The organism is Erythrobacter aureus, assembly GCF_003355455.1.
Taxonomy (GTDB): Bacteria; Pseudomonadota; Alphaproteobacteria; order Sphingomonadales; family Sphingomonadaceae; genus Qipengyuania; species Qipengyuania aurea.
On record NZ_CP031358.1, the window covers coordinates 378,408 to 397,112 of the forward strand.

The 18,705-nt window shown below is 59.8% G+C and carries 21 protein-coding genes and 3 pseudogenes; 12 read left to right on the plus strand and 12 right to left on the minus strand.

The window, feature by feature from the left end; genetic code table 11:
• Positions 1–124 precede the first annotated feature (124 nt).
• Genes DVR09_RS16895 through DVR09_RS16910 form a run of 4 tightly spaced genes read right to left on the minus strand, consistent with a single transcriptional unit; the run spans position 125 to position 3,288 of the window.
• On the minus strand, positions 125–1,111 hold the full coding sequence (locus tag DVR09_RS16895; RefSeq protein WP_115418443.1) for a peptidoglycan-binding protein: 987 nt from the start codon (positions 1,109–1,111) through the stop codon (positions 125–127).
• A complete protein-coding gene (locus DVR09_RS16900) occupies positions 1,111–1,554 on the minus strand; it encodes a flagellar FliJ family protein (protein WP_115418444.1) in 444 nt (147 codons plus the stop codon). Before DVR09_RS16900 ends, DVR09_RS16895 begins: the two co-directional genes overlap by 1 nt.
• Positions 1,551–2,876 carry a flagellar protein export ATPase FliI gene (gene fliI / locus DVR09_RS16905; protein WP_115418445.1) on the minus strand — a complete coding sequence of 442 codons (1,326 nt, stop codon included), beginning with the start codon at positions 2,874–2,876 and terminating at the stop codon, positions 1,551–1,553. Before fliI ends, DVR09_RS16900 begins: the two co-directional genes overlap by 4 nt.
• Positions 2,877–2,883: 7 nt before the next feature.
• Entirely contained in the window at positions 2,884–3,288 is a 405-nt protein-coding gene (locus DVR09_RS16910; protein WP_115418446.1) for a flagellar biosynthesis repressor FlbT, read from the minus strand.
• Positions 3,289–3,454: 166 nt separating this feature from the next.
• On the opposite strand from DVR09_RS16910, the gene DVR09_RS16915 reads away from it, so the two are divergent.
• From DVR09_RS16915 to DVR09_RS16925, 3 genes are read left to right on the plus strand one after another with little or no spacing between them, the layout of a single operon-like run.
• Entirely contained in the window at positions 3,455–4,759 is a 1,305-nt protein-coding gene (locus tag DVR09_RS16915) for a flagellar hook protein FlgE (protein ID WP_177822625.1), read from the plus strand.
• Between the two features lie 28 nt (positions 4,760–4,787).
• Positions 4,788–6,884 (plus strand): flagellar hook-associated protein FlgK, encoded by a 2,097-nt coding sequence (gene flgK / locus DVR09_RS16920; protein ID WP_115418447.1) that lies wholly within the window; start codon positions 4,788–4,790, stop codon positions 6,882–6,884.
• Positions 6,885–6,931: 47 nt separating this feature from the next.
• Positions 6,932–7,804, plus strand: coding sequence for a flagellin N-terminal helical domain-containing protein (locus DVR09_RS16925; protein WP_234041654.1), 873 nt, complete (start codon positions 6,932–6,934; stop codon positions 7,802–7,804).
• Positions 7,805–7,859: 55 nt separating this feature from the next.
• Here DVR09_RS16925 and DVR09_RS16930 read toward each other — a convergent pair whose 3' ends face one another.
• On the minus strand, positions 7,860–9,506 hold the full coding sequence (locus DVR09_RS16930) for a hypothetical protein (protein WP_115418449.1): 1,647 nt from the start codon (positions 9,504–9,506) through the stop codon (positions 7,860–7,862).
• Between the two features lie 137 nt (positions 9,507–9,643).
• Positions 9,644–9,874: a hypothetical protein gene (locus DVR09_RS16935; protein WP_115418450.1), complete on the minus strand. Its 231-nt coding sequence runs from the start codon at positions 9,872–9,874 to the stop codon at positions 9,644–9,646.
• 101 nt (positions 9,875–9,975) lie between these two features.
• Between DVR09_RS16935 and DVR09_RS16940 the strand changes: the two genes are divergently transcribed.
• Positions 9,976–10,374 (plus strand): flagellar basal body-associated FliL family protein, encoded by a 399-nt coding sequence (locus DVR09_RS16940; protein ID WP_115418451.1) that lies wholly within the window; start codon positions 9,976–9,978, stop codon positions 10,372–10,374.
• An 18-nt stretch (positions 10,375–10,392) separates the two neighbouring features.
• Here DVR09_RS16940 and DVR09_RS16945 read toward each other — a convergent pair whose 3' ends face one another.
• From DVR09_RS16945 to DVR09_RS16960, 4 genes are read right to left on the minus strand one after another with little or no spacing between them, the layout of a single operon-like run.
• Positions 10,393–10,938: a MotE family protein gene (locus DVR09_RS16945; protein WP_115418452.1), complete on the minus strand. Its 546-nt coding sequence runs from the start codon at positions 10,936–10,938 to the stop codon at positions 10,393–10,395.
• Entirely contained in the window at positions 10,935–11,564 is a 630-nt protein-coding gene (locus tag DVR09_RS17430; protein ID WP_177822626.1) for a DUF6468 domain-containing protein, read from the minus strand. The genes DVR09_RS16945 and DVR09_RS17430 overlap by 4 nt, the downstream gene beginning before the upstream one ends.
• Positions 11,564–12,466, minus strand: a complete 903-nt coding sequence (gene fliM, locus DVR09_RS16955; RefSeq protein WP_234041637.1) for a flagellar motor switch protein FliM — start codon at positions 12,464–12,466, stop codon at positions 11,564–11,566. The genes DVR09_RS17430 and fliM overlap by 1 nt, the downstream gene beginning before the upstream one ends.
• Before the next feature lie 14 nt (positions 12,467–12,480).
• Positions 12,481–12,975, minus strand: a complete 495-nt coding sequence (locus DVR09_RS16960) for a flagellar basal body-associated FliL family protein (RefSeq protein WP_234041638.1) — start codon at positions 12,973–12,975, stop codon at positions 12,481–12,483.
• A gap of 194 nt (positions 12,976–13,169) precedes the next feature.
• Between DVR09_RS16960 and DVR09_RS18005 the strand changes: the two are divergent.
• Positions 13,170–13,517, plus strand: a pseudogene (locus DVR09_RS18005) (flagellar hook-basal body complex protein); the annotation flags it as partial.
• A 156-nt stretch (positions 13,518–13,673) separates the two neighbouring features.
• On the opposite strand, the pseudogene DVR09_RS18060 reads toward DVR09_RS18005, so the two are convergent.
• Positions 13,674–13,796, minus strand: a pseudogene (locus DVR09_RS18060) (hypothetical protein); the annotation flags it as partial.
• On the opposite strand from DVR09_RS18060, the pseudogene DVR09_RS18065 reads away from it, so the two are divergent.
• The 7 genes and pseudogenes from DVR09_RS18065 to DVR09_RS16995 form a co-directional block, all read left to right on the plus strand.
• Positions 13,767–13,859: pseudogene (locus DVR09_RS18065) on the plus strand (flagellar biosynthesis protein FlgF); the annotation flags it as partial. The pseudogenes DVR09_RS18060 and DVR09_RS18065 overlap by 30 nt on opposite strands.
• 29 nt (positions 13,860–13,888) lie before the next feature.
• Positions 13,889–14,674, plus strand: a complete 786-nt coding sequence (gene flgG / locus DVR09_RS16970) for a flagellar basal-body rod protein FlgG (protein ID WP_115418455.1) — start codon at positions 13,889–13,891, stop codon at positions 14,672–14,674.
• Positions 14,671–15,126, plus strand: coding sequence for a flagellar basal body P-ring formation chaperone FlgA (gene flgA / locus DVR09_RS16975; RefSeq protein WP_115418456.1), 456 nt, complete (start codon positions 14,671–14,673; stop codon positions 15,124–15,126). Before flgG ends, flgA begins: the two co-directional genes overlap by 4 nt.
• Before the next feature lie 19 nt (positions 15,127–15,145).
• Positions 15,146–15,889, plus strand: coding sequence for a flagellar basal body L-ring protein FlgH (gene flgH, locus DVR09_RS16980; RefSeq protein ID WP_115418457.1), 744 nt, complete (start codon positions 15,146–15,148; stop codon positions 15,887–15,889).
• Positions 15,890–16,066: 177 nt separating this feature from the next.
• Entirely contained in the window at positions 16,067–16,891 is an 825-nt protein-coding gene (locus tag DVR09_RS16985) for a flagellin (RefSeq protein WP_115418477.1), read from the plus strand.
• 155 nt (positions 16,892–17,046) lie between these two features.
• On the plus strand, positions 17,047–17,460 hold the full coding sequence (locus DVR09_RS16990; RefSeq protein ID WP_234041639.1) for a hypothetical protein: 414 nt from the start codon (positions 17,047–17,049) through the stop codon (positions 17,458–17,460).
• A 15-nt stretch (positions 17,461–17,475) separates the two neighbouring features.
• On the plus strand, positions 17,476–17,982 hold the full coding sequence (locus DVR09_RS16995; RefSeq protein ID WP_162815088.1) for a hypothetical protein: 507 nt from the start codon (positions 17,476–17,478) through the stop codon (positions 17,980–17,982).
• A 48-nt stretch (positions 17,983–18,030) separates the two neighbouring features.
• Here the strand turns inward: DVR09_RS16995 and DVR09_RS17000 are convergent, their stop codons facing one another.
• Positions 18,031–18,696, minus strand: coding sequence for a flagellar hook assembly protein FlgD (locus tag DVR09_RS17000; protein WP_115418459.1), 666 nt, complete (start codon positions 18,694–18,696; stop codon positions 18,031–18,033).
• Positions 18,697–18,705 lie beyond the last annotated feature (9 nt).

The window sequence follows — 18,705 nt, forward strand, 5'->3', positions numbered from 1 at the left end:
AGCGCAGAATTCTAGGCGTTGGGCTGTCCAGCAAAATTTTTGCAGGCCAAAAACATTGTAGAGGATTTTTCCGATTATTTTTCCAGAAACGGGAAAAAAGTTCCCGAGAAATGGAAAAATATCCTCACGCAGCTCGCGTTGATTCGGAAAACTTGTCGGGCTGGATGTGCGAGGAGATGTAGCCGTTGAGCCATTTGCGATGCGCGGTCGCTGCGCACCCAGTGCTCTGGATTTGGTTCGTGGCCTTTCGGGAGCCGATCTGTGCCTTCAGGAGCGTCTCTGCGCGGCTTGGGCTTAGTCCGCCGCCGAGGAAACGAACGGCATCGCCCGGTCCCAGATGGTGGCCCAGATACGCAGCTCGAGCGAATTCGGATGGGGTGTCGCCCACGCGAATCCCCGAACGACGAAGATGATCGATATTCCCTCGGGCGTAGTCCGCAGTGGTGTTGATTGACGCTTCGGGATCGTAGCGCAGGGAGAGAAGCGCACTGCGGTTCGCTCGCGTGACCTCGCCCTTGGCATTGAGCCATCCTTTGGACTGGGCATGTTCATTCAGCCAGGTTCCGGGGCGCTCCGCCATATCAACCCATGTTCCAGATAGGAACTGGCCGAGACCAGCGGCGCTGGAGCGAGGATTCCGCGAGTGAGGGTTCCATGCGCCATCAGGCCGCTTCGCGGCTTCTGCGTCGACGATGGCAGCCAGGGCAGGGGAAGGGATGCCGCTTCGCTGTGCAGCCCGTTCGAGTGCAGGGGCATGAATCGCGTTGGGGCCAAGCCCGCCAACCTTGGCGTCGATATCGTCAGCCGGCGCAATCGGTGCCTGCGGCTGGATTGCTGGAATGACGGAGGGCGTGTCGCACATACCCGCGACGGGGATATGGGGACCGTGGAACATCCCTGCAGGCGAGGCAGGTCGCCCGAGTGAAGGGAGCATTCCCGCAAGCGACGACTGGCGGCCGAATGGGTCCATGCCCTTCTTGTGGTCGTCATCGTCACGGGAGCCGCCGATAGCAGCTTCCCAAAGCTTGTCGTTTATCTCGGATTTTGCCTGGGAATAGATGACTTGCGCGCGAGCTTCAGGGCTCAGACGGTTGAATTCGATGCCGGACATCAGCGAGCTCCCGCAGCAGCGCGGCGATCGACGCTGATCTGACGAGCAAAGCGAGCAGAACCGATCTCGTCTGCATCCATCTGCTCTTCGCGCTTATGGGCGCGGACGGCGTCGGAGCGATAGCGCTCGGCGGCGGTTTCGACTGCGCGAAGAGATCCGTAGCGTTCAGCAGCATGGCCCCGAAGATCTTCGACGCGCTTCATGGATTCAGCGCGTTGTTCGGAGATGCTCTTGCGCTCAGCGGCCTTGCGCCGAATGAAGGTGTGACGGGGGAAGAGTGCATCCATCTCTGAGGAGGTGGACTGGCATCCCATTTCAGCTTCGAGCTTGCGGTCAGCGGCTTCCAGCTCGCTGAGACGAGCATTCTCAGCGCCGATCTGGACGCGGACTTCGTCGAGTTCGTGCTGCTTTACGCGCACAACCGGATCGTACGGGGTCTTCATTCAGGTGTCTCCATGAGAGCGGCAAGCTGAGCGAAGTCAGATTTCGTTTCGCCGCGGTCACGCTTGGTCTGCTTGAGAAGTTCTTCGATGGCTGGAGCGATGCGCACGGCGCGATCAACTGCCGGGTCCGACCCGTCCTTGTAGGCTCCGAGGCGAACGAGTTCTTCCATGTCCGTGTAAGTCGAGAGAAGAGCGCTGGCAGCGAGCCTTACCGCGTTCTCTTCCTCGCTGTGGCATTCGGGAAGCATGCGAGAGACGGACTTGAGCAAGTCGATCGCAGGGAAGCGCCCGCGCTCGCCGATCTTTCGAGACAGGACGATGTGACCGTCGAGAATGCCTCGGACGGCATCTGCAATAGGCTCGTCGTGATCGTCTCCATCAACGAGCACGCTGAAAATACCTGTGATCGAGCCTTGTCCCGGGCCGCCTGGGCCAGCGCGTTCCAGTAGGCGGGGAAGCTCGGCGAAGACTGTGGGAGTGTATCCCTTGGTGGCCGGCGGTTCGCCATTGGCGAGACCAATCTCGCGCTGAGCCATAGCGAAGCGCGTTACCGAGTCCATCATGCAGAGGACGTGCTTGCCCTCGTCGCGGAAGTGCTCGGAGATAGCCATTGTTGTCCATGCTGCCTGGCGGCGCATAAGGGCAGGGGAATCGGAAGTCGCGACGACGACAACGCTTCGAGCCAAGCCTTCGGGCCCGAGGTTATCTTCGATGAACTCCTGAACCTCGCGACCTCGCTCACCAATCAGGCCGATGACGGCAACGTCACAATCCGTCCAGCGTGTCAGCATGGACATCAGGGTAGATTTGCCAACGCCAGAACCGGCGAAGAGACCGAGCCTCTGGCCTTTGCACAGAGGGGCGAAGATATCGAGCGCACGCACTCCCGTTTCGACCCTGGGGCCGACGCGGCTGCGAGTAACGGCCGCAGGTGGCTCACCCTTGATCGGGCAAGCCTCTTGGCCAATGGACAGAGGACCTTTCCCATCAATCGGGCGTCCGAGGCCATCGACAACGCGGCCAAGCCAGCCGCGCGAAGGGCGCAGAACCGATTGACCCATTGCCAAATGAGCAAGAGCGCCAGAGGCTACTCCTCTGGGATCACTGAAAGGCAGGCAGTGAGCTACGTCACGGTCCAGGCCGGTGACTTCTGCCTCAACTGGCCCGTCCGCAGCCTCGATGGTGACCTGCGAGCCTATGCGCGCAGAACCTAGCAGGCCCTCAACCTCAATAAGCGCACCGCGCACGGCGGCGACCTTACCGAAGTGCCGGTCGGGACTGATCGCGCCGATAGCGCGAGCCGCGGAAGTGAGGGTCTGCATGGAAGGCTTAGTCGGCGTCGGCCGGAGCGGCGCGATTCATCGCTTCGGCTTCGTAGTCGATGAGCTGGCGGCACTCGGTGAGAGCCTTGTAGAAGTCGGAAATGGCAAGGGCCTTGCCGATCTCGATGAGATTGACCTGGGGCTCGCCCGACTGGAAGATGCCCATCAGCGGCTGGTAGAGATCGAGGATGGAATCCTGATGCTGCTCGCGATTTTCCGGATCGAGGTAGGCCATCATGCAGGCGAAGTAGAGCCGCTTGGTCGGCGTATTCGCTTCCTCGGGCTCCATGATGTCCTTGCCGCGCAGGATGGTGCAGCGGTTCTCGACCATTAGGGTCGATTTCCCAGCGGAGCGGATGATCGCTCCGTTGATGATGATCTTTTCCTGATCCTTGAGAGAGATGCGTAGCATTTGGTGATCCCTGGTTGTTGTGTGCTCTCATTATAGGAGGCCGAAAGGCCGCCTCAGACGGATTTAGGAAAAAAATTTCCCCAAATTGAAAATCCTTCCCCTTCAACCCTCTACAATTGATGTTTTGGGAATGGCGTGTGCCACCCGTGAAGCAGGAGAAAACTACGTGAGCCTCAATTCAGCTCTCAATGCCGGCGTGTCCGGCCTCATGGCCCACTCCAGTGCAATGGCAGTGGTGGCAGATAACATCAGCAACGTCAGCACGGTCGGCTACAAGGGCGCCGAAGCAGACTTCAGCTCGATGGTCACCGATGGCGGCGTTGCCGGCAGCTATGCGGCAGGCGGCGTTCGCTCGGCTCCGCGCATGACCATCTCGAAGCAGGGCATGCTCCAGGTCGGCACCAGCCAGACAGATCTCGGCATCAACGGAAACGGTTTCTTCGTCACGCGTTCGGGCACCGACGCGGACGCACCGGTCAGCTTCACCCGCGCCGGCGCCTTCCGCCCCGATGAAGACGGGAACCTGCGCAACACCGGCGGCTACTACCTTCAGGGCTGGGCACTCGATGACAACGGCGAGTTCCTCAACACCGGCGGCACGAACAGCCTCGAAACGGTCAATATCACTGGCCTCTCGGGAACGGCCAGTGCAACCACCTTCCTCAACGCGAAAATCAATCTCCAGTCGACCACGCCGTATCACGGCGGCGCTCCGTATGTGGTCGGCGACCTGGCGAATGGCGTGAAGGAGCCGCAGTTCTCGCGGACCTTCGAAGTATATGACGAGCAGGGCAATGCCCACCAGCTGACGATGGGCTTCGTGAAGACCAGCGCGAACATGTGGCAGATGGAAGTCTACGGCGATCCCGCGGAAATCAACGGCTCGGCGGACGGTCTGCTGAAGAGCGGGCAGGTGATCTTCAATCCGGACGGCTCGCTCGACGTTGCAAGTTCGGATCCAGCGCTGTTCACGCCGATCAATCTGACCTGGGCCAACGGGGCGGGTTCCGAACCGATCTCGTTGGGCCTCGGCTCGCAGGACATGACGGACGGTCTCACTTCGTACGCGAGCGCTTCGGGTCTGATTTCGTCCGACAGCGATGGCGGCCTTCTCGGCAATCTCTCGTCGGTGGAAGTGAGCGAGGACGGCATCGTCAGCGCGATCTTCGAAGACGGCACCGCGAAGGCGATCTACCAGCTGCCGGTTGCGACCTTCGTCAATCCGGACGGCCTCGAACCGCTGAACGGCAATGCCTATGCCCTTTCGAAGGATTCGGGCTTTGCGGCGATCAATCGTCCGGGCGAACTCGGCGGCGGCAGCATCGCGGCTGGTACGCTCGAAGCTTCGAACGTCGATCTCGCAACCGAATTCACCAACATGATCAAGTTCCAGCGCGCTTACGGCGCGTCCTCGAAGATCATCACGACGGTCGACGAGATGATGCAGGAAACGAGCAACATGAAGCGCTAAGCGCATCCTCCGGTAGGACAGTGACCTGATGTCTCTGAGTGAAATTATGAATGTCGCGAAGTCCGGCTTGAGCGCTGCTCAGGCCGGACTGCGGGCCAATGCGAACAACATCGCCAATGTCGGTACCGAGGGCTATGCCCGTGAAAGGGTCGACCAGTATAGCGATGTAACCGCAGGTCGTGGGACCGGCGTGCGAGTGGGAGAATCCTCTCGCGTTGCTGACCGGTTCCTTGAGCAATCAGTGTATCTGCGCTCAGGCGATATTGGCCGCGCAGATGTGACCGCCAGCTATCTCGACCGGATGCAGGCTTTGCTCGGAGAACCAGGCGCACCTTCGGGTCTTCCGGCGCGACTGGACTCGATCACCGCTTCGGCGATTGAGATGACCGGTGCACAGCGGTCTCCGCAGCTTGCCGCAAATTTCATTGCTGACGTCGATGGCGCTGTTCGAACAATGCAGCAGATCGGCAGCGATCTCGATATTCTCCGAGGCAACGTCGAAGCGGAAGTCGGGGAGACTGTCGATCAAATCAACAGCCTCCTGAAGCGAATTCACACGCTGAACGACGAAGTCGCACGGCAGCAGGCTCTCGGCCGCAGCTCAGCGGGCAGTGAAGGCCAGCGGATGTCGGCCATAGAAGAGCTTAGCGGGCTGGTTAAGATCACGACGCGCGAGCAGCCCAGCGGGAAGATCAATATCGATGCTGCGAATGGTGCGGCATTGGTGGACGGTCGCCTTCGCGAGCTTTCCTATCCGGTGAATGGGGATGCGGCGGCACAGCCGACATATCCCGCTATCGAAATCCGTTTTGCGGGTGAAGACGGGGCTACAGGACCGGCAACTGGCGAAAGGCTCGATACTGCTGCTGTGGGTGGCAAACTCGGCGGCTTGCTCGAGCTGCGGGACGGAACCATCCCCGAATACGAAGATGTTCTCGGCAACCTATTCTCGGGCCTGGCAGAGACGGTGAATGCTGTTTCGAACATGGGCACGGCATTCCCAGCTCCCAACACGATTGAGGGCAGGCCCACCGGTCTGGTGGGTTCGGATCGACTGGGCTTTACAGGCAATGCGTCTGTTGCGGTGCTCGAAGCGGATGGGTCTTTGGTCGCACGGGCTGACATCGATTTCGATGCGCTCGGTCCTGCCGCAACCGTCGATGATGCCATTGCAGCCATCAATGCTGGGCTTGGGGGTGCGGGTACTGCCAGCCTGGTAGATGGAAGTCTCGTCATCTCTGCGGCGAATGCCACAGATGGGATTTCAATCGGCCAAGGCGAGCCGGGCAGCAGCCGGTCCGGAAGTGGGTTCTCCCACTTTTTCGGGATGAACGATGTGATCCGGAGTGAGACCTCGTCGCTGACGCCGTCTGGATTTACGGCAGCCGATCCTCATGGCTTCGGGCCGGGCGAGACTGTCAGCCTCGAACTGCGGGATACGTCCGGACGTCTTCTAGGGAAGACTGTTCTCGACGGCTCGGGCGGCCCGACGTTCGGCGACTTGGTCAATGATCTGAACGCGAGTCCGATGGGAGCGTTCGGCAATTTCTCGATCGGTCCTCGTGGGCGAATTTTCTTCGCTGGCAATCAGGGTTTTATAGGCGCGAGCGTTTCAATCCCGGCGGATACGACTGATCGGTTCGGAACTGGAGTGACGTTCTCGTCGGTATCCGGCCTGAATGGCAAGAACAGTGGTCTGGCAGACGCGGGAGTCCGCGATGATCTGACCGCCAATGCGAGCAGGCTTCCGCTTGCTGTTCTTTGGGATACCACGACGGTTGGCGCTCGCGCCATCGGCAGTGGCGACACCAAAATCGCGAATATGATGGTCGAGAGGCTGGGCGACGATATCGACTTCGGCAAGGCCGGAGTATCGCAACTGGATCGTTTTTCGGCCTTGGCCATGGGCGCTGCGGGCGCCGATGCTGCTCAGGCGAAGGACGTGCTCGCGGAGGCGTCAGCCCGTCGCGACGATGCCGTGAACCGGCGCGATAGTTTCGCCGGCGTCAATCTGGACGAAGAGCTCTCGCAGATGGTGGTTCTCCAGAACAGCTATTCGGCGTCGGCGCGTGTGCTGACGACCGCGACGAAGATGTACGACACGCTTCTCGATATGGTCCGCTGAAAGGTATTGAAATGGACAGGATAGCAACAATCCCGCTGCAACGGATCATGACGGATGGAATCCAGAGGTCGCAGTCGAGACTGGGTGAAACCCAGCAAGATCTGGCTACGGGCCGGCGTGTTCACTCCTATGCAGATCTTGGGTCGAATGCAGTTCGTTCGATCTCGGCTCATTCGATGCTTTCGCGCCACAAGGCGGAAATGCAGGTGTCGAAGCATGTCGAAACGACGCTGGGTCTTTACGACACCCATCTGACGAACATGGACAACCAGCTGACCGAGATGCGCACGCAGATGCTTACCGCGCTCGGGAATGAAGATGGGACCGGTCTGCAGGAGGCATTCGAAGGCGCATTTGAGCGTTTCCGCGATAGCCTGAATGCCGACGAGGGAGGCGTCTATCTCTTCGGCGGGTCAAGCTCAGAGGTGAAGCCCTTCATGCCGAAGGATTTCCAGGCGGCTCAGTGGAATCCGACCGTGAATGCGTTCCGCAGCGATGGAAACCAGGCAAAGGCAACGATTGGTGAAAACCACACCATGACGTTCGGGATCGGGGCGCGGGAAGCTGGCGAGCAGATCTACGACGCTTTCAGGACGCTTTCGCAAGCTGCCCCGTTCAAGGATGGCGAGATGACCTGGGGGAACAAGACTGCGATCAGAACGGCTTTGGAGCAGCTCGACGATGGTCTGGGCAAACTCCGCAACGTGAATGGCGAGAACGGCCGAAAGATGGCGAAGCTCGATGCGATCACGGAGGCGGCTGAAAAGCGTTCGCTGGTATTTGAGCGCATTATCTCGGAAAGCGAGGACGCCGACCTCGGCAAGGTCGCGACCGATCTTGCGAAGCATCAGGCTTCGCTCCAGGCAAGCTATTCGGTTTTTGCTCGCCTCTCGTCATTGAGCCTGACGAATTATCTCTGATTTTTAGCCGAGGGCGATAGCCCTCGGCAATTTCTCGACAATCGAAAGAGGCAGCTCAGCTGCTTGCTTTGCGGGCAACGACTGGGTCGGTTGCTATGAGGTCTGCGAGATCGCCAGCCGGACTGGCTGTGGGGATCGAAGCCATTGCCTCTGCAACTGCATTGGGCTTGAGGTCCGATACAGGACTTGTGAGCAGGTCGAATGCTGGTGCGGTCGAGGCATTCTTGAAGCTCGCCTGGTAGCGGGCGCGAAGCTTGCCCAAATCCTCCTCGCGGCCGAGCATCGCCAGTGAAACGGCGTGTCGGAGGACGAGGGTCTGGTCGATCGCGCTAAGTGTTTTGGCCTTGGGGAGGGCGATGACGCCGTCGTCAGCCAGGGCCTTCCAGTTGCGCCTCCGCCATTCGATTTCTGAACGGATACCCTCGCTGCTCGGCACGTCCTCGAGGGCAGCAAGGGCCTCTTCGGTTTTGCCGAGATGGTTGAGAGCAACGGCCTCGACACGCCTGCGCGCCCAGCGCGTTTCGTTGGGGTAGACATTTCGTCCTGTGGCGCGGATCGCTTCCAGCGCCTGGTCGGGATTTCCTGCGAGAATGTAGAGGCGGGCTACTCGGACCGAAGTGGGCCCTTGGGCCTCATCCTTTAGCCGGGTTGTCAGCTGATAATTGAGGAGCTCAGCAGCGCGCTTGTAGAGCCGGGCAGTCTGGAGCCTGTCTGCCAGCTGATTGACCATGAGGTCGCCGGTGGCGCCGGCCGGAGCGAGATCTCGATAGTCCCAGAACAGACCAGCCGCTTCGGGAAGGGGAGTGTCGCTTTCGGGATCGAGAGCTTCTGATAAGCGGCGCTGCAGAGAGGTGAGTATCTCTGCGCCGCCTCCAGCTTCAGGGAAGTAGCGCAGGATTGTCGCGCCAGCTTCGAGGGACGCGTGGTCGTCGCTGATATCGCCGGCGAGCTTGTATCGGAGCCGGAGAGCGCGCTCTTCCAGTTCTCCACCGCGCCAGCCGAAGCTGATCTGGTCAAGCTTTTCGAGTAGCTGCTGCGGAGTTCCACGCTTTTGGTCTGCACGCCATTCAAGCATGGTGAGCTCTGCATTTGCGGTCTGCAGTGGGCTGCCGTTGTCAGCAACGCGCTTCAGGCGCAGTCTAGCCTCCTGCTCTTGTCCGAGATCGAGGTGCGCCTGGCCGCGGAGCAGGTTGGCGGCAGGATCCGAATCTGGAAGAGAATTGACAAGCTTGAGGGCCTTGGCTGGTTTATCGGAGATCAGCGCTGCCTTGGCTATGGCGTGAAGGAATGGAGTTCGGTCCTTTGCTGAGCGGTCGCTCACGGCCGTTTTGGCGCATCCCCACTGGATGAGCGCATCGCTTGCGAAGCCAGCCTCGCCCAAAGCCCTCATGCGCCATGCGCAAGCTTCTGGGTTTCGGATGAGGCTCTCACCGGAGAGGGCTTTGAGAGCCTCAGAGGTCCGACCCAGCCCGGTGAGAGAGGCGCCTATGGCGAGCTGATATGCAGGAACGAGCTCGAGATCAGGATCGTCCTGCCCCATTACGGTCAGGACGCCGAGGGCTTCGGAGAACTCCTCGCGGCCGACAAGGCTGCTGGCATAAACCCAGCGTGCGGCCTGACGGTTCTGGGCGTTGCTTTTCGAGATTGAGGCTAAGGCCTCATAGTAATCCGTTTTGGCCCATGCATCGCCACCGTCGATCATGGGGGCGTTTGCAAGTGACGCGCTGAAGCCGGGCAGTGCAACCGGCGGGGCTTCCGTCGGAGGTGTATCGGTTGCGTAAGCAGCGGAGGCGAGCAGAAGGCCAGAAATGGCGGTTAGTCTTGTGCGATACATGGCGATCATCCGATCATCGGAGAGAGGTACACAGCGCAGGCGCCGCCGATAGCGCAGCTGATCAGAAACAGGACGGGGAGCAGGAATCCAGCTTGAGGAGATGCGTTGATCTCTGATTGCGCTTCGATAGCTGTGGCTGGATCTTCGTGGCCTTCTTCGAACCTCTCGTGATGAGGGGCGTGACCAGCCGCAGTGCTGACCAATTTTATCTTTCCGGGCCTCTGATCGCGGCTCATGCTCAATCCTTTTCGAAATATCCTCTATTATAGGATGGATGAGGGCTCCGATTGCGCCCTTGTGATAGTTTTTCGAGATGCGAAGGAAATTGGTGGCCGATATGCGAAAGCGTTTTTTGATCAGTGTCGCGCTGTTGGCCGCTTTGCCCCTGGGCGGAGCTCAAGCATCTGAAGATCGGTATGACTCCAGCTTGGCGTTCGTCCCGATGGATATGATTTCGATTCCGATCGTGGATGCGGGGAATGTGAATGGCGCACTGCGTTTTAAGATCGTCCTCGAGGCAACTGACGAAGAGGCGGCGCAGCATCTCAGCGAACGACTTCCCATCTTGAGGTCAGAAGCGCTTGCTGTCGGCGCTGAGTTTTCAAGGATTTCAGCTGCACCGTTTCTGGCTGTCGATGCACAAGAGCTTGCGGAGAGCCTTGATGCGTCCCTGCAGGAGCATTCGCCAGAGGTGGAAAGAGTTTTGCTGGTTGAGGTGACGGCGCGGTCTACGTGACCGCGCCGTCAGGACCCATTACTTAGTCGGGCTGGCCTTTCGACCGGCCAGAGCCATGCTCAGGCGCGCTGCAGCGTTCGGCGACATTTCGGCGAGGATAAGCCCGGTGTTCCGTTCACGCATCTTGCGCGCGATGGCGATCTGCAACTCGAGATCGAGCTTCTCGAAGACAGGCGCAGCCTTTTTGGCCTTCATGCCCTGATAGATTCGAGCGAGCTGGTCGGCGGTGTCATCTTCGACCGTGCCGGATTTCTCGCCTTGCTTGGTGGAGTCCCCACTAGAGCTGCCGTCGGAGGAGCTTTGCTCCTCTTGAAGGTCTGCGTCGAGGCGTTTCTGGGACGCCTGCAGGGCCTGCTCTTGAAGGTCCATTTTGCGCTGGCGCGCAGCATCGGCCTCGTCGCGTTGCGCTAGGTCGCTTTCGATGGCGGAGCCCAGGCGAGTGACGGGCGGCTTCTCGGGGGCCGTCTGATCGGCAGCTGCCGCGACACCGCTTATGGTGCTGGTCGCCATTGTGATTGCAGCGACTGTCGCGGTTACGCTCAGGAGAGAAGGTTTCAAGCTCATGCTGCAGCAGCCTGTTCTTCAGCGGTTTCATCCTTGCCGACGAGCCGGAGGGTGCGCTGACCGGGAAGGGGCTTGGTCGGGACCTTGATGTCCTTAGCGGTAGCATCTGCAACCTTGGTGCTGGCCTTGCGTCGCGGCGCAGCCGGCTTCTTGGCTGCGGCCTTCTTCGGCGCGGCCTTTTTGGCGGCAGGCTTCTTGGCAGCAGGCTTCTTGGCAGCAGGCTTCTTGCGCGTCGAGGCCGTCTTGGCTGCAGCTTTCTTCTTTGCAGGCGCCTTCTTTTCCGCGGGCGGTTCCGCTGCGGCCTTGGGCGCCGCTTCGGCAGCCTGGACCAGTCGGTCGGCCATTGTCGAGCCGATCTTGACCATCAGTGCAAGCTCGTCGCTGGCTTCTTTAGCGTCGGTGACAGCCTTGGCACAGGCAACACCATCGGTCGAAAGGGTGCGCTTGAGTTCGGTTAGGACTGCACGAGCGCGATCAGTCGAGGCATCGAGCGCTTTGACGTTCGCGCTCATCTGCGGACTGTTGATGCCTTTCAGAGCGCGGTCGAGACGCACGCACTGCACCATGACGGCAAAGCAGAGTATGCCAAGGCAGATCTGGCTGATGGTGCTGATGCTGATTTCCATTAGTTTTGTCCCCGTTCAATTCCGTCAATCATGCTGATTGCGATGTGATGTCGTTCCCGACCCATGTGAGCGCGGCCGAGGCTTACGCCGCCGCACTGCACATCGATCGGAGTGTCTGGTGAGGTGTCCAAGGTCAGAGTTTGTCCGACCTGGAGATTGCGTACCGAGCCGAGCCCGAGTTCAATTTCGCCGAGAATGGCGGACAGCTCGAGCTCAGTCTGACGTATTTCCGACTCCATGTGGTCTTGCCATGTGGTGTCGCCGCCAAGCTTCTCGCCCATGAAGCGCTGGGTGAGCTTGCCACGGATGGGCTCAAGCAGCGCGGAGGGAAGCAGAACGGTGAATGCACCGCCGCGGCCGTCCATGTCGATATTGAATTTCGCGGTGGTACAGATGTTGGTCGGGCCAGCGATCGCAGCAAACCGCGGGCTTGTTTCGACGCGCTCCATCTCGATGGAGACAGGAGCGATAGGCTGGAATGCCGCGCTGAGATCGTTGAGCATCAGTTCGACCATCTTCGAAACGAGGTTGGTTTCGATGGGGGTGAACTTGCGCGCTTCGATGCGGTTGGAAGCGCCGCCGCGCCGGCCGCCGAGAAGTGCGTCTACGATTGCGTAGATCAAGTTCTGGTCAACAACGACCAGTCCATAGTCGCGCCATGCGGGGACCTTGAAGACGGCAATCATCGAAGGATCGAGAAGGCCGCTCATATAACTATCGAAGCGCACGGACTGCATATCCTGAAGCGTGACTTCAATGCCGTCCGAGATGAGGTTGCGCATGCTGGTCGAGAAGGTGCGAACCATCCGTTCACACACGACCTCAAGCATAGGTAGGCGTTCGTGGTTGATCACGCGCGAGTCGATGAGAGAGCGAAGGCCGGAAGCCTGCTGCTTGTCCATGGTGCTCGGCTCGCTCATTTCTCGACGAGGTCCTGGATGAGGATGTCGCGGATCGCCGCATCGCCTACGATTTTTCCAGCGCGAACCATCATCTCTTCCTTGATGCGATAGACTGCGGCCGAGCCAGAAAGGTCTTCAGGTCGCAGTTCACGAAGGAAAGGCTGGAAGCGGTCGATGATGAGCGGAAGTTTGGCTTCGATCTCAGTTTTCTTGGATGCGCTCGTCGGAACGATAAGGAAGTGGACCTTGAGGAAGCGGGGTTGACCACCGCTGGTGCGCAGATTGACGACCATGGGCGGCACTTCGACGAAGCCCACCTCGACGCTATCGGTAGCGGCCTCTTCCTCTGCGCGAACTTCATCACCTCCCATGAAGAGGAATGCCCCCGCGCCACCAGCCGTCAGCAGGAGTGCGCTAGCCGCAATGAGGATCTTTTTCTTCTTGGAGGCGGCGGGGGCAGGAAGTGCTTCCTGCTCGGCAGCCTCGGTGAGGTGGGTTTCTTCGCTCACTTGGAATCGTCTCCGATGAAAAATCTTAGGTCGCGCCCCGAAAGAGGCGATTTTCTCCTATTATAGGGGAGGCGCCCGGCAAAAATTGCCGAGTGCGAGATTTTTTTTGAGCTCAATTCAGATTTCGAACGGACTTCAGAATGGATAATTCAGGATTTGTGCTGCTGAGTCATAGCCAGGCGCTACGGCGCCGGATGGATGTCGTTGCGAACAACATGGCGAACTTATCGACGGTTGGCTTCAAGGCGGAGCGGCCTGTCTTCCACGAGTTCGTAGAGCGTGCTGATAGTGCGCTCGTGGATGATGCGAAGGAAACGTCCTTCGTTCTGGATTTCCGGGCAATCCACGACATGAGCGACGGGGCCTTCCAGCCGACAGGCAATCCTCTCGACGTTATGATTGAAGGGCCGGGCTATCTCGGCGTGGAGCTGCCGAACGGTGATACGGCTTACACGCGAGCAGGCTTCGTCCACGTTCTCGAGAATGGAGACTTGGCGACGCCGGGAGGCCAGCCGCTTCTCGACGAGGCCGGTCAGCGGATCAATGTGCCACCTGAGCAGAGTGCGCAGCTTTCGATTGCAGCGGACGGCTCTGTGATGGCTGGTGAAGATGTCGTCGGACGGCTGGCTGTGACGGTCTTCGACGACGAAACAAACCTGACGCCTCGCGGCGACAACACCTATGCGGGCGCCCTGGGGCGTGTGCTTGGGGCAGAGGAGACCAAGCTGCGTTCTGGCGGCGTTGAAGGCTCCAATGTTCAGGCAATCCGCGAAACCACGAACATGATCGAGATCCAGCGGGCTTACCAGACCGGGATCAATATGACGGAAAGCGTGGGCGAAATGCGCAAGCGCGCAATCGACCGTCTGGGCCGCGTCGGCTGATCGAACGAATAACCTGAAAGGCTATATCTATGCGTACTCTATCCATTGCCTCGACTGGCATGCAGGCACAGCAGACCAACGTCGACGTGATCTCGAACAACATTGCCAATATGAGCACCAACGGTTTCCAGCGGCAGCGCGCGCAGTTTACCGACCTGCTCTATACGGACGTCTCCCGACCTGGCGCCGCGTCGGCTGGCCCTGAAGCGCGCGTCCCGACTGGCATTCAGATCGGCGCAGGTGTTCGCACCGGTGGCGTCTATCGTGTCGCGCAGCAGGGTTCTTTGGTGCTTACGGAAAACCAGTTCGACATGGCTATCCAAGGTCATGGTCGCTTCCAGGTGCAGATGCCGTCGGGCGAAATCGCATATACTCGCGACGGTTCTTTTCAGGTTTCGGATCAGGGCGAGTTGGTGACGTCGCAGGGGCTTCTCGTCGAACCCGGCATCACCATTCCGCAGGGCGTCGTCGGGGTGTCGATTTCGAAGACCGGTGAAGTGCAGGTGAAGATCCCCGGCGAAGTCGAAATGCAGACGGTTGGCCAGATTGAACTGGCAACCTTCGTGAATGAAGCTGGCCTCTCGGCTATCGGCGACAACCTCTTCCTGGCGACCGGCGCATCGGGCGAGCCGATCATTTCGGCTCCGGGCGAGCCGGGCTTCGGTACGATTTCGCAGGGTTTCGTCGAAGCATCGAACGTCAATCCTGTCGCGGAGATGACGGCGCTCATTCAGGCGCAGCGCGCCTATGAGATGAATAGCCGCATCGTGAAGGCTGCAGACGAAATGCTCGGCACGACGAGCCAGCTGCGATGATCGCTGGAAGGCTCACTGGTTTCGCAATCGGCGCGGCTGCACTTCTGTGCGCTGCGCCGGCTGCAGCGCAGATGGTGTCGGCCGATGTTTTGGCTCGGACCGTACAGCGTGGCGAAATCGTCTCTGCGAGCGACTTCGAGAGCAAGGAGCTTTCGGCTGGCAGCGCGCGTTCAGCCTTGTCAGCGGACGAGGCGGACGGCCTGGAGGCTGTGAGGACCTTGAGGGCGGGGATGCCGGTCCGCGCGAGTTATCTCAGCGAACCGAATTTGGTCCGACGGGGCGATCCGGTGACGATCACTATCCGGTCTGGCGCGCTCACGATTACCGCCAGCGGGAAAGCCTTGGGGGATGGGGCCGAGAACGAGACTGTCCGAGTTTTCTCGGACGTTACCAATCACACCTTCGATGCAATCGTGGAAGGTTCGGGCGCAGTGCGAGTGATCGCGCGTTAAATTATCAGGGGTTGATGGAATGAAGAAGATGCTTGCAGCGGCCGGCTTGGCCGCAATGCTTTCGGGCTGTGCCTCGATGGATCAGCTGGGTCGGATCGGCAAAGCTCCGGATATGACGCCGGCTGAAGATGTGCGGTCTCCGTCCTTCGAGCCTTCGCTTGCGAAAGGTGACCTCGACGGGAAGCGAGGGGCGGTTCCGACGCATTCGCCGATTGGAGATCGCCCGGCGAGCAGCGCATCGCTTTTCAGGGCAGGGGCAGGCGCGCTTTTCCACGACCAGCGTGCAAGCCGGATCGGCGACATTCTGACTGTCCGCATTCACATTGAGGATGAAGCGGAGTTTGGGAACACGACGTCGCGCGAGCGTGATGGTTCGGAAAGCTTCGGTATCGGCGCTCTTTTGGGCCTGAATGTGCCGGGTGGCGATGAAGGCGTGGATGCATCCTCGTCGTCGCAAAGCGGTGGACGCGGAAAGACAAGCCGCAGCGAAACGATCAAGATGACGATGGCGGCGATCGTTACCGATGTTCTCCCGAACGGGAACTTGATGATCAAGGGCCGGCAGGAGATGCGGGTGAACTTCGAGCTGCGCGAATTGATCGTGACTGGCATCGTCCGGCCGGAGGACATCTCGCGCGATAACAGCATCGCACATAGCCAGATTGCCGAGGCGAGGATTAGCTATGGCGGTCGTGGTCAGCTGACGGATGTGCAGCAGGCGCGATGGGGTCAGCAGATTTATGAAGCTCTGTTCCCCTTCTAATTGGGGCTTTCAGGGCAAAAATCGCAGGCCACGAAAAAAAATTCTGCATATCGCGCCAAAAGTCTGATTTTCTTCCCACAATAAAGAGCGGGCCGCAAAAATGGCGGTCCGTCGCTGGGCCAGCGTCTCTGGTCTGAGCCACAGAAAGTGGCTCTGCATTCCAAGAAGGAAATCAATATGCTTTCGGTCAACACCAACACCGGTGCAATGGCAGCTCTCCAGAGCCTCAACCAGACCAATGCTGGTCTGGAACAGGTTCAGAGCCGCATCAACACCGGCCTGAATGTCGCATCGACCAAGGACGATTCGGCATCGTTCGTGATCGCACAGAACCTCCGCGGCGACGTGGGTGGTCTGGGTGCAGTCGCATCGTCGCTCGGCCGTGCCAAGAGCACTGTCGACGTCGCGGTTGCGGGTACGGAGCAGATCTCCGACATCCTCAACCAGATGAAAGCCAAGGCCATCCAGGCTGCGGACGACGGTCTCGACGCTGATAGCCGTTCGGCTATCGACGCCGACTACACCGCTCTGAAGGAACAGATCGACACGATCATCCAGTCTTCGGAGTTCAACGGCACGAACCTGCTGAAGGATGACGCAGCTGCCACCGGCCGCGTGTCGGCGCTTCAGTCGCTCGATACCACGAGCACCCTGAGCGTTGCCAACCAGGCCTTCGACACGAACGTCACCACCGCCCTCGGTACCGGTCTCGGCACGAAGGCTGATGCAGACACCGCGCTCACCGAAATCGACACCGTGGCTGCCACGCTGACGAACACGCTGAGCACGCTGGGTTCGGCTTCGCGCAAGATCGACGGCCAGCTGTCGTTCAACAGCAAGCTGACCGACGTGATGGAAAGCGGCATCGGCAACCTCGTCGACGCTGACCTGGCCAAGGAATCTGCCAAGCTGCAGGCTCTGCAGGTCAAGCAGCAGCTCGGCGTTCAGGCCCTGTCGATCGCCAACCGTGCGCCGCAGACGATCACTTCGCTGTTCCGTTAATCGGCGCTTAGTGCTCACCCGCTCTGTGGGCGGGCACACGGGGGTCGGACCAATCGTCCGGCCCCCTTTTTTCTGAAAGCAGATGCATTATGAGACGGCGAGAACCGTTGGGCCTTCGAGCTCCGAGCGCGGTTATCAAGCCTGGGCGGGACGGAGTGAACGGCTTGTTTCCCAGGGTGCGCGAAATCTCTGATTCCTTTGGCGCGACAATGCGGATGAGTGTTGAGCCCAATCCTTCGGGCGCCCTTGTGGTGATCGACTGGATGGACAAGCCACACGCCGGAAAACTGATTCTTGATGGGTATGGAGCAGATATGCTGCTCGGGTTCATCATGTCGGCTCGGTTGGCTTCTCCGGGTTCGATGCCGGAAGAAGTGGTGGATGGGAAGTATCCCACTCGCTTCCAGCTCGAGGCTGAGCCTGAGGCTGCAGTAGTCGTTGACCAGCTCCATGGGGCAGGGCCGTTCTACATCCCCGCTTCGCTCTGGGATCGGACCTATGCAGAACTCTGCCTGGTGTGCGCGCATGCACGCGAGATGGTCCGCCGTTGCGAGGCGCGGATCCACTAATCTCTGGAGACTACGATGATGATCCTTTCCCGGATGCTTCCGGCAGTGTGTATCGCTGCGCTCTGCTCAGCTTCACCTTCTTATGCGAGAGACATCGCCGGTATTACGATCGGGATGGATGGCGAAGCGGCCGCCAACATCATGGCCCGTAGCGGGACCGTGAAGCGGGTGAGCAAGGCTCAGGGCGATAGCTTTGATCTTGCTCGGAAGCGCTTCCTCGTGAAGGTTTGCCAAGGCAGGGTTGTGTACGCGCAGCGGGAGGTCCGAGGAGACTTCCATACCTTCGGGCAAGTTGTCGAGGCGGAACGCCGTTTAGGTGGGGAGCCCTCGAGGCACAATTTCTCAAGCACGATGAGGGGTGGCCGGCAGCATACGTCCTTCGGCTACTTCTGGGAGAATGGCGTGCAGGAAGTTTACAGCGTGCACTTCAGTCAGGAGAAAGGCGACTTCTCGATCTTCGAGATATTGGATCCTGGCCCAGGCGAGATGGGTCGGCTCAGCGAAGCCTGTAATCCGAAATGAAAAAGGCGGGCCACAGCCCGCCTTTTCTTTGTCCAGAGGATGGCGCGCTTAGCCGTCGTTGGAGACCATCCGGACGAGGACGCTTGCAGGCATGGTCGCGCCGTTCACGCCGAGCTGGACGGTCCCATTTGCGAGGGTGACATCATCGACGGTGCCGACGCTTCGCACGCCGACAGGAACGCTGGTGCCGTTGGAATCTGCGCCGGCAAGCTCGAGGACATACACGCCCGCTCCGGCGTTGCCTCCGCTCGAGAGCGTGCCATCCCATTCGAACTCGCCGTTGGGACCTGCAGGAATTTCTCGGGTTTCTATGACCTGGCCGGCGAGGTTCTTGATCGTCGCGGTCAGGCTCGTGACCGGGCGGTCGGCTTCCCAACTCCACTGGGCGGGTTCGCTCGAAGTGAGGCCGGATACCGGGCTGGCGAATTCGGCGTGAGTGCCGAGGAAATTCGCGGCCTTGGCCATATCTTGGGTCGAGAGCGTCGCGAGGATGCTCTCGAGGGTGGCGTTCTGTTGGATCGATTGCTCGACCGCGGAGAACTGGACCATCTGCTGAGTGTATTCCGACGTGTCCATCGGATCGAGCGGGTCCTGATTCTGCATCTGGGTCGTGAGCATCTTCAGGAACATGTCCATGTCGGCGCTGAGAGCGTTGAGAGCTCCACCCGGAGCGATAGTGGCTTGCGCCTGTCCTGCGACTGCAAGGTTATTCATCTGGATGTT